This is a genomic window from Shewanella sp. 0m-6 (assembly GCF_052977325.1).
This window is the reverse complement of record NZ_JBRIMD010000013.1, coordinates 121,473-131,498: the sequence shown is the minus strand read 5'-3', so window position 1 is coordinate 131,498 and position 10,026 is coordinate 121,473. Positions and strand designations below refer to the sequence as shown.

The following is a 10,026-nucleotide window of genomic DNA, read 5'->3' as shown; positions in this document are numbered from 1 at the left end:
TTAAAAACACTCGGATTTTGCCATCTTATAAAGATCGGTCAACCGATCAATAAACTGCTAAATGATCGGCATTACAGTAATACTGGCCCTTTTTTTATTCGCAGTTTTATTCTGGAATGTGATTACACCTTTTATTGTTAGCGTTTTATGCTTAGTGCTTTATTCTTAGTTCGTTACTTCAGCGTTCGCTGAAAAAACGCTACCGCTTGCAGATACATCTGAATCGCTAACGCTGGATCATACCTGTCACCCTCATCTCGCATAAAGGCATGCTGGGCGTTCACCTCCAGCCAGTTAAACTTAACCTCTTTGGCTTCAAGCTGCTCATAGAGAAGCTTTCGCCCCTGCGCAGAAACATGGGGATCTTGCTTACCAAACACCATCACCAACTCTGCAGCAATATCACCCGTACGGCTCAATGAATCATTACCTTTATCACAAGGCAAGGTGTTGGAGTGTATGTCTGTTGGGTACAAACAAAATGCCCCCTGAATATCTGGATTAAGCGCCGCGCGATAAGCAAGGTGGCCACCAATACAGACGCCCATACTGCCGATATTGCTACTGCAAAAACTTAAGCTGCGAGCAAAGTCGACCAGGGCCTCGGTATCACTATCATGGTCTTCAAGGCGCTTAGCAAATTTGTCTGCATTGCCTTTATCTTTACCAATATCATCGTACTCAAGCACGGTACCGATAGGGTTTAGTTCATGAAACACTTCAGGCACGAGTACCACAAAGCCATGCCCAGCAAGAATCGCTGCAGCTCTTGCGATTGGGGCGGTTTGTTGAAATATCTCTGAGTAGAAAATAATACTGGCAAACTGCCCCTCACAATCGGGGCGATACAGGCAGGTTCGCATGATTCCTGTTGCGGTCGAGATATCATGAACTTCTTGAGTAATGATCATCGGCTTTCCTTGAGCGAGTCAGATAAATAAGTGCAATATCGATTACTTAACCTTTAAGCGTTAATACAACTCGTTAGGGCAATGTTCCCCTGCAAGTAACTGCTTAACATTACTTAAGGTTGTATGTGCAATTGCACCTAATGCTTCTTCGGTTAAAAATGCCTGGTGACCGGTAAATATCACATTGTGGCAGGCTGATAAGCGTCTAAATACGTCATCTTGAATGATTTCACTCGACTTATCTTCAAAGAAAAGCTCTTTCTCATTCTCGTATACGTCTAAACCGAGCGAACCCAGTTGTCCCGATTTCAGCGCTTCCATGGCATCGAGCGCATTAAGCAAACCACCACGGCTGGTGTTAATAACCATGACGCCGGGCTTCATTTTTGCAAAGCTACTCTCACTTAATAAATGGTGGTTCTCTTTTGTTAGCGGGCAATGCAGGCTAATAACATCACAAATAGGATATAGCTGCTCAAGCGTTATGTACTCAACGCCTAAATCAATAACCGCTTGGCTAGGATAAGGGTCATGAGCTACCACTTTACAGCCAAAACCTTGCAATACTTTAATGGTCGCTAGGCCTATTTTACCCGTGCCAATCACGCCCACTGTACGGCCGTGCATATTGAAGCCCACTAGGCCTTCTAAAGAAAAATTTGCATCTCGGGTACGCTGGTATGCTTTATGGATTTTACGATTAAGGGTTAGCATAAGTGCCACCGTGTGCTCTGCGACTGACTCAGGCGAGTAAGCGGGCACATTAACGACCTTCATCCCTAGGCGCTCTGCAGCCTGTAGGTCGACGTTATTAAAGCCTGCACAGCGCATAGCAATAATCTTTGTTCCGCCTTGAGCGAGTTCAACTAGCACTTCTTCACATAGGGAATCATTCACAAAGGCACAAACAACCTCAAAGCCTGCTGCTAATTTTACTGTTTGCATACAAAGACGATAATCGAAATATTCAATGCTGGCGCCGAATGCGGTATTGGTGCGATCAAAATGCTGCATGTCGTAATGTTTGGCGCTAAAAAAGCCTATTTTCATTGTAGAAACCTTACCTTAGGAGGAGGGAAAACCAGAACAGTGTATACCAATCGGTATTATGATATTAGCAGATTTGTTTGAGGGCTATTACACGATACCTAAGCCAGTTGAAGATGCAGGATTCAGCGGGCATTTTCAAGTCGTTTGGGTATACACCTGATTGAAGATGGATGTCTTTGCGAGTAAATGATAAAAAAGCGAGAAAGAAAAAGTGATAAAGAAAAAGCGAGCTCCTGACAGCTCGCCTTTCCTGCTTGCTCTGAATTGATGGTAAGAAAAGGATACGTTCTCTTATCAATTCAGACCTTTTCTATTATTGACTGAGCATAAAAATATCAATAACAGCAAGGAGTAAGCTAATGAATGTGAGATTATCATTAAGACTAAACAGGTATCGATATCTGCTTCACAAATTTATGACATCAGTACTTAATTGGACAGGATTTATACAGTCGTCCCCGCTAATTAACTTACATAACGTCATTAGTGTCTGAGCGTGTGATCCCTCAACACTTTTAAAATGGTTATTTCCTGATAAGATTTGCCACAATCAAACAGTATAAGACTCCTTAATATGGCCAGAAAAGAACTCACTGAAAAACAATTTATGATCCAACGTTTTTCTAAGACTGCACTACGTGCTTTACACATATTAGGGATCACTGGTGCAGGCGGTGGCATTTTGTTACATGTACCTCAAGAACAGTGGCAAATATATTGGATTATGGCCATGAGCACAGGCTCAGCCATGATGCTCTGGGAGATGGTGCGAGACTGGCGCTGGTTGATCCAGCTTAAAGGCGTTCTCACTATCGCCAAGCTTGGCTTGCTAGCACTGTTCATTCCTCTTGCCTCATATAAACCGGAACTGCTCATTTTTATCGTGTTACTATCTGTCGTCGTATCTCATGGCCCTGCAGGCTTGAGGCATTTTTCAGTTGTACACGGACGCAGAATTGATGGCAGAAAAGAAGTTAAAGGCTAATAGCGCAGAATTAATCACCCAGTTTGCTACTTTATCAGACTATCTAACACCCGCCTGCAAAGTGCTAGATCTTGCCTGCGGCAGTGGCCGTAATGGCCAGTGGTTTACCGATAGAAATTGCCAGGTTAGCTACCTTGATAAAGACCTGACAGGCCTTGATATTGCTCTGCCAGATAAAACCACTGTCATCGAACGACTCGAATGGAACCTCGAAGATGGCAGTGCTCCACTCCTCCCCCAAGCTCACTACGACATAATACTGGTATTCAATTACTTACACCGGCCTTTGCTTAACCAGATTATCGATAGCATTAAGCCTGGTGGTCTGATCATTTACGAGACGTTTACCGAGCAGCAGGCTCAAATTGGTCGACCTCGTAATCCTGACTTTCTACTTAAAGCGGGTGAATTAAAAGCAATATTTGCTAACTGGAGCTGCCTACATTACTCTGAAGATCTATTCGGAGAATTACCTAACGCCAGTTATAAAGCGCAAATTATTGCGCAAAAGCCGTTGGGATAAACAGGACTAATTAGAGGCACAATATGTTTCCATACCCAGAGCAGTATCGAATCGCACTCCCGCCGATAATCACAGGTTTAATGGTGGTATGGGCGCTTCTCAGTCGACTGGTATTTGGTGACGCCAGTGTTTTAAGCCTCTATCCACTGCTTGCTCTTTTTCCTATCGTAATCATTTTACACGGCTTACTCATTTGGGATGCCAGAAGCATGGGCCGCTTAGATCAATCCTTTTATGCGTTGATCCACTGTATATTGGCCTTTGTGGTTTGGACCTTTGCCATAATGCATGTCAACGGTAATGGATTTTCATAACGCTATTGCATCAGCTTTCAACTCTTTGCTAGGTCTGCATTGACGAATAACGATTGGTGTCGATTGTAGCCACAATTATCTTAAATCTGCTTGCATGAAGAACAGTCTAAGAGGTATCTTTGCCGCGCATTTTTAATAAGGTTCCATCATGACTGATTTCGTCTACTCACCTCCAACCACGCCCTGGCTTGAAATACTTTATCAAGATAAAGATATCATGGTAGTTAATAAGCCTTCAGGACTACTATCCGTTCCGGGACGAGATCCTGCTTACGCCGACAGTACCTATAACCGCGTACTTGCAGAGTTTCCTCATGCCAAAATAGTACACCGTTTGGATATGGCGACCTCAGGTGTCATCGTGGTGGCATTATTGCGCAGCGCTGAGTCTGAGCTAAAGCGTCAATTTAGAGACCGAGAAACCGAAAAAACCTATTATGCGCGTGTGGCTGGTTACGTTAAAGACACTCATGGCAGCGTTAATCTGCCGCTGATTTGTGACTGGCCTAATCGACCGAAACAAAAAGTCGACCATAAGGTAGGTAAGCCATCGCAGACCCATTATGAAGTGATCAGTCGTGGTAAACGCTCAACCTTGGTCAAGCTGACACCGATAACGGGTCGTTCACATCAGCTCCGCGTGCATATGATGGCCTTGGGTCATCCGATTTTAGGCGATAACTTTTATGCTGACCCATTAGCGAAAAGACTCGCACCCCGTTTACTGCTGCATGCTCAGTCACTCACGATTACCCATCCATATACTAAAGCAAGAATGACTTTCAGTTGCGATGTCCCCTTTATGGAAGCTAAGGGAGAGCAGTAGCCTTCTTAGCAACTAAGCTGAGCCTACTGAGCTGTTCCTACTGAACAGAATCAACTAAGCAGCACTATCTAACGATGCAAACAAGTGAGCCCCGTCACTGACTTATTTGATAAATTGGTAGAATATTCCTCAGAAAATACGTAGATTGTTTAACTAACCAATAAGCAATTGACGTATTTATTATGGAAACCCCATTTCAAAGAGACTCACTCGATAATCAAATCTTATCTGCATTAATGAAAGAAGCCAGAACCCCTTTCGCAGAGCTAGCTAAACGCTTCGGAGTGAGCGCTGGTACCATCCATGTGCGCGTCGAAAAAATGAAGCAAGCAGGGATCATCACAGGGGCACAGATCACCGTTAACCCTAAAGCGCTGGGTTACGACGTCTGCTGTTTTATCGGTATCAACTTAAAAAGTGCCGGTGACTACCCCGCAGCAATCTCCAAACTCAATGCCTTAGAAGAGGTGGTTGAAGCCTATTACACCACAGGTAATTACAGTGTATTTGTAAAGGTAATGTGCCAGTCTATTGATGGACTGCAGCATGTTCTGATTAATCGTATCCAATCAATCGATGAGATCCAATCTACTGAAACACTCATCAGTCTGCAAAACCCGATTGTACGGGCGGTTAAGCCTTAAAACTAATAAAAATAAGTTATAAGTTTTAGTCATTACACCTAAATGTATCGGAAAGAGTTATAAACACTTTTTTCGACACTTTTGTTACCGGCAGTTGAATTATATGTTACAACCTTGTCAACCGACTTAGTTCGGGTAGCTATAAAAAGCAAGAAAATAAGAAAAATATGACCGCGACCCATGTAGGTTTAGGCAAATTGACAAGGAAAATGTTGTGAAAACTAAATTATCTATAGCGATTACTGCTGCACTCGTTTCTAACGCTGCACTTGCTGTCAGCCATGCTGATGAATCTCCAACTTACAAATCATTTGACGTGACTCAAACTGTCAAGCAACAAACAATGCACATTAATGCCCCCACCGTAAGCGGAATGCCTAACCAGTATGACGCGCAGCTAGCCAGAACAACTTTTCAATGGGCAAGTAAAAGTCAGTCTGTACCGAGCTTAGCAGCTCTTTCTTTAGAGAATAAGGCTTCACATGCTGCTGAGTTTTATTTAGGAAAATTAACCGGAATATCTTCTTTAAAGCAGGGAGTAGCTCAAGCAGTTCTAGTTAATACACATGATCTAGGTCGCGGCCCTATCATTGCAAAATATAAACAAGAAGTTTCTGGAGTAGAAGTATTCAATCGTGAATTTAACATCATGATGGATCGTGACTTTAAACTTGTAGCATCTTCTGGTTATTTTGCGTCAGAAAGAGCAGCTAAATCTGTTTTTTCTGCTCTAAAGAACATTGATGGTGCATTTGGTGATGCAGCTAACTCTATCAGCGCAGCATTTAACGCAATGGGCGGCGACAAAAATGCTATTACGTTAAATGTAAAATCCTCAAATGATAAATATGAAAAATTTGCAGTCGTTAACTCTTCAAACAGCAAAGTAATCGTTGGCGAACCTAGAGCTAAAAAAGTATTTTTCGAACATAAAAACAAAATGGTAGCTGCTCACTACGTAGAAATAGAAACTGGTGAGTTTGACAGCCGTGATTCAGAATATTTTGGCTACGTCATTTCAGCTAAAACGGGTGAAGTTCTATTTAAGAAGAACCTCACTAGCCACGCCGCTGATTTTAATTACCGTGTCTATGCAGATGCAGACGGTAAACCCTGGGACAGCCCACACGGTAATGTTATGCCAGCCCCAGCTGGAAGTGATACTGACGCCTACCTAACAGCTCCTTATCTAGATGCACCAATGGTGTCATTAAAGTCTGGCCCTATCAGTACTAGGGATCCTTGGTTAGCGAGCGATGCAACTTCTACTCAAGGTAACAACGTCACCGCATATGTTGATGCAATTGCACCGCAAGGGCTTTCCAATGGCGATTATCTTGCCGATATAACAAGCAGCAATACATTCGATTACCCATACAATGATAAAGAAGCTGAATATTCAGTAAACAACCGTAAGGCTGCAATTGTTAACCTATTCTTCATGAATAACTATTTACATGATGACTTCTATGACCACGGTTTTGATGAAGTATCAGGTAATGCTCAAGCATCAAACTACGGCCGTGGTGGCGTTGAAGGTGATGCACTAAACGTAGAAGTCCAAGATAACTCAGGCTTTAATAATGCCAATATGAGTACACCTGCCGATGGCGGCTCTCCGCGCATGCAAATGTACCTATGGGAAACAACCCAAGCTGTAAATGGCGTTGATTTTGGTATCGCAGCTACATCCCATACCTCTATTGGTATGTTGGAAAATATTGGTTTTTCAGTATTTGGCCCGGATACATTCAAGGTTTCAGGAAGTGTCGTTCGTATTGATGATGGATCAACTGTAACCGATGGCGCTGCAGGCACTATTTATGACGGTTGTGAAGCAACAACCAATGCTGCTGATATAACCGGCAATATTGCAATAATCGATCGCGGCGCTTGTGCATTTACCCAAAAAGTTAAACATGCTCAAGATGCTGGCGCCATTGCTGTAATCATCGCGAATAATAAAGATGCTGATGCCGTAATTACTATGGCTGGAGATGATGAAAGCATCACCATTCCTGCCATGATGGTTTCGCAAAATGAAGCGGCGGCTATTTATGCGCTACTAGATGCAAATGAAAAAGTGTCGATAGATATGTTCAAAAATGATTTATCCCGTGTTTTCAAGGATAGTTCATGGGATAACGCTATTGTTGCACATGAATGGGGACACTACATCAGTAACCGTTTAGTCGGTAATGGATCGGGTCTAAGCAGTAATCAAGCTCGCTCTATGGGTGAAGGTTTTGGTGACTTCCATGCCCTACTGTTCGGCTCTGACGCTGCGGATAACTTAATCACTGGCAATGAAAACTATGCCGGTGGATATGGTGATACTACTTATGTAGCTAGTTTTGTTAATGGTATTCGTGAGTTCCCATACTCGACTAATATGGAAATCAATCCATCGACCTTCGCTTATGTGGAACGCGACCCAGAAGTTCATGGCTCTGGTGCCGTTTATGCAGCCATGTTATGGGACGCATTCATTGGGCTAGCAAATGATGAGCGACATACTTTTGATGAAGCAAAAGAGCTGATGAAAGGCTACCTTGTTGCTGGTTATAAGATGATGCCTATGGCACCGACCTTTACTGAAGGTCGTGATGCGCTTTTAGCTGCCGCATTTGCAAATGATGAACAGGATTACAAAGTTATTCTCGGTGCCTTTGCTCGTCGTGGTATGGGGCTAGGAGCTAAATCGCCAAGCCGTTTCTCTACCGATCACGCAGGTGTTGTTGAGTCATACAAAACGACTTTATCTGCTTTTGAAGTAGCTGATCACCAGTTAGATACTGATTACGAAGGGTCGACACTAGGCTATTGCTCAAAAGATAGCATTTTAGATAAAGGCGAAACGGGTACAGTTAGTTTCACTATTGAAAATGGTGGAGACAGCCTGTTAACAGACTTAACGGGTACTATCGAAGTCGTCAGTGACCACGATATCACTTTTGCTAATGATGGTAAGGTCAGCTTTGCAGATATCAATTTATTTGCATCCGCTACAAGTGAGCCTATTGAATTTACGCTAAACGAAGCTGGTACGGGAGACGAGTTAGTACTTAAGTTTGTACCAAACCTTGCCGACGGCGTAGAAGCTGATGAGTACACGCTATCAACAACAGTCAATGTTGACTTTGAGACCCGTGAGCTAGTTGGTACCACTCAATATGAAGATTTGAATACACTTTCAAGGCTTAAAGATTTCACCGAAACTGTGATGGTTGGTGGTGATATGGCAAAGGGTACCTTTGGTCTAGATCAGTGGGATGCAACGGATGGCTTTATCTCTGCTACCGGCAATAGCTTTACCTCTGATGTAGGATACCAAACACGTCCAACATCTGTAGGTTACGACGGCGAGTTTACTATTGCTTTCTGGCATTTATATAACTTAGAAGCGGGCTACGATGGAGCTGTTGTTGAAGTCAGTATTAATGGCGGAGATTGGGCTGATGTTACTAAAATGGGCGGAACATTCCTAGGTGATGGCTATACCGATACCGCTCTTGAAGAAACTGAAGCTGCAATTGCCGGACAAGATACTTTCTCAGGCCTAAATTATGGTTGGGAAACCATTAGCTTTGGTGAGTCTTTGAATGGTAACGAAGTCCAGTTCCGCTTCCGTATTGCAACTGACTCAGCTGTAGTGCCTGAACCTGAATTTGGTTTTGCCGCTGGTTGGTATATTGATGACATCACGTTCACGAATACACAAACCAGCATCTTCTCTAATGTTATAGCGGGTGATACATACGCCTGTGACAACCGTCTTCCAACCGTGACAGCAAGTGCTAGCGCAACGAGCGTAGATGAAGGTGAAGCTGTAACGCTGTCTTCTAAAGTTGTTGATCCTAACGCTGCAGATAGCCATACCTATAGCTGGAAGCAGCTCTCAGGAACGAGTGTAGAACTCATTGATGCAGACAAAGCCGTTGCGACCTTCAATGCACCTATGGTTGAAGAGAACGAAACTCTTGAGTTTGAAGTCACTGTCAACGATGGTACAGCTGATGTAACTAGTAAAGTTAGCGTTAAGGTTGAAGATGAAGTTGAAATCAACATTGTCGATACTAGCGGTGGCTCATTAGGTTGGTTATCACTAATACTACTTCCGCTTGCTGGACTTCGTCGCCGCAAATAACGCTTTTAGCGACATAAGATAGTGCTGTAAAAATGTACTTCACAATAAAAAGCCATAACGAAAGTTATGGCTTTTTTATTCTGCTTTATTCGTCGCTTTAATAGTACTCAGCCTTGCTACGCCCGCTATAATCGATTTCTATTTCGACCAGGATCAGCTTTTCATGCCCCTTAAGCATTAGGTATAGCTCGTATAAATCAGCATTGTTATCTACAGGCGTTAGACGGTAAGTTTCAGAGGCAATAGTTTCAATTGTAAAGGACGGCTCTACAAAATCGACAGTTTGCTTACTTTGCACAACAAAGCTGCCTTTAAGTACACCAGATTCCGACATATTCGGGTTAAACACAGCTGTGCCTGTAACTAACCGGGGGGTGTCAGCAGTATATTTATCACCGTTTAATAAGTAACTTCTACCATTTGGCTTCAATGTTTCAGTTTGTCGTTTTAATGAGGATGTTACTAAAGGTTCTGCCGCAACGTCAGCAATTAAATTCGCATTGGAATTGGCGTTAGTATCTTCATTGCTAGGATTAACCCCTAGAGTTGTTACCGGAGTTGCTTTATCTGCAGTACAACCGGCACCTAGACACAATAGTGCCAGTAAGGGGATTAGTCTCATAAGA

General features: G+C 43.1%; 9 protein-coding genes. 6 read left to right on the top strand and 3 right to left on the bottom strand.

Features of this window, described 5'->3' with window-relative positions; genetic code table 11:
- Positions 1 to 173 precede the first annotated feature (173 nt).
- The gene (locus tag ACVBJC_RS11925) at positions 174 to 911 is read right to left on the bottom strand and encodes a dienelactone hydrolase family protein (protein WP_447160980.1); all 738 of its coding nucleotides are present in this window, start codon (positions 909 to 911) and stop codon (positions 174 to 176) included.
- 60 nt (positions 912 to 971) lie between these two features.
- A complete protein-coding gene (locus ACVBJC_RS11920; RefSeq protein ID WP_447160979.1) occupies positions 972 to 1,961 on the bottom strand; it encodes a 2-hydroxyacid dehydrogenase in 990 nt (329 codons plus the stop codon).
- A 574-nt stretch (positions 1,962 to 2,535) separates the two neighbouring features.
- On the opposite strand from ACVBJC_RS11920, the gene ACVBJC_RS11915 reads away from it, so the two are divergent.
- The 6 genes from ACVBJC_RS11915 (at position 2,536) to ACVBJC_RS11890 (ending at position 9,400) form a co-directional block, all read left to right on the top strand.
- The gene (locus ACVBJC_RS11915) at positions 2,536 to 2,946 is read left to right on the top strand and encodes a hypothetical protein (RefSeq protein WP_447160978.1); all 411 of its coding nucleotides are present in this window, start codon (positions 2,536 to 2,538) and stop codon (positions 2,944 to 2,946) included.
- A complete protein-coding gene (locus tag ACVBJC_RS11910; protein ID WP_447160977.1) occupies positions 2,921 to 3,469 on the top strand; it encodes a class I SAM-dependent methyltransferase in 549 nt (182 codons plus the stop codon). The genes ACVBJC_RS11915 and ACVBJC_RS11910 overlap by 26 nt, the downstream gene beginning before the upstream one ends.
- A 23-nt stretch (positions 3,470 to 3,492) precedes the next feature.
- Complete coding sequence (locus ACVBJC_RS11905) at positions 3,493 to 3,783, top strand: hypothetical protein (protein WP_447160976.1); 291 nt, start codon at positions 3,493 to 3,495, stop codon at positions 3,781 to 3,783.
- 148 nt (positions 3,784 to 3,931) lie between these two features.
- The gene (gene rluA / locus ACVBJC_RS11900) at positions 3,932 to 4,609 is read left to right on the top strand and encodes a bifunctional tRNA pseudouridine(32) synthase/23S rRNA pseudouridine(746) synthase RluA (protein ID WP_447160975.1); all 678 of its coding nucleotides are present in this window, start codon (positions 3,932 to 3,934) and stop codon (positions 4,607 to 4,609) included.
- A 182-nt stretch (positions 4,610 to 4,791) separates the two neighbouring features.
- Complete coding sequence (gene asnC, locus ACVBJC_RS11895; RefSeq protein WP_447160974.1) at positions 4,792 to 5,253, top strand: transcriptional regulator AsnC; 462 nt, start codon at positions 4,792 to 4,794, stop codon at positions 5,251 to 5,253.
- A gap of 214 nt (positions 5,254 to 5,467) precedes the next feature.
- Entirely contained in the window at positions 5,468 to 9,400 is a 3,933-nt protein-coding gene (locus ACVBJC_RS11890) for a rhombosortase-dependent M36 family metallopeptidase (protein WP_447160973.1), read from the top strand.
- A 97-nt stretch (positions 9,401 to 9,497) separates the two neighbouring features.
- Here ACVBJC_RS11890 and ACVBJC_RS11885 read toward each other — a convergent pair whose 3' ends face one another.
- A complete protein-coding gene (locus tag ACVBJC_RS11885) occupies positions 9,498 to 10,022 on the bottom strand; it encodes a hypothetical protein (RefSeq protein ID WP_447160972.1) in 525 nt (174 codons plus the stop codon).
- Positions 10,023 to 10,026 lie beyond the last annotated feature (4 nt).

Excerpts from the sequence above, each read along its gene's own strand:
- ACVBJC_RS11925 (WP_447160980.1), bottom strand. The coding sequence starts at position 911 with ATGATCATTACTCAAGAAGTTCATGATATCTCGACCGCAACAGGAATC.
- ACVBJC_RS11920 (WP_447160979.1), bottom strand. The coding sequence starts at position 1,961 with ATGAAAATAGGCTTTTTTAGCGCCAAACATTACGACATGCAGCATTTT.
- ACVBJC_RS11915 (WP_447160978.1), top strand. The coding sequence starts at position 2,536 with ATGGCCAGAAAAGAACTCACTGAAAAACAATTTATGATCCAACGTTTT.
- ACVBJC_RS11910 (WP_447160977.1), top strand. The coding sequence starts at position 2,921 with ATGGCAGAAAAGAAGTTAAAGGCTAATAGCGCAGAATTAATCACCCAG.
- ACVBJC_RS11905 (WP_447160976.1), top strand. The coding sequence starts at position 3,493 with ATGTTTCCATACCCAGAGCAGTATCGAATCGCACTCCCGCCGATAATC.
- rluA (WP_447160975.1), top strand. The coding sequence starts at position 3,932 with ATGACTGATTTCGTCTACTCACCTCCAACCACGCCCTGGCTTGAAATA.
- asnC (WP_447160974.1), top strand. The coding sequence starts at position 4,792 with ATGGAAACCCCATTTCAAAGAGACTCACTCGATAATCAAATCTTATCT.
- ACVBJC_RS11885 (WP_447160972.1), bottom strand. The coding sequence starts at position 10,022 with ATGAGACTAATCCCCTTACTGGCACTATTGTGTCTAGGTGCCGGTTGT.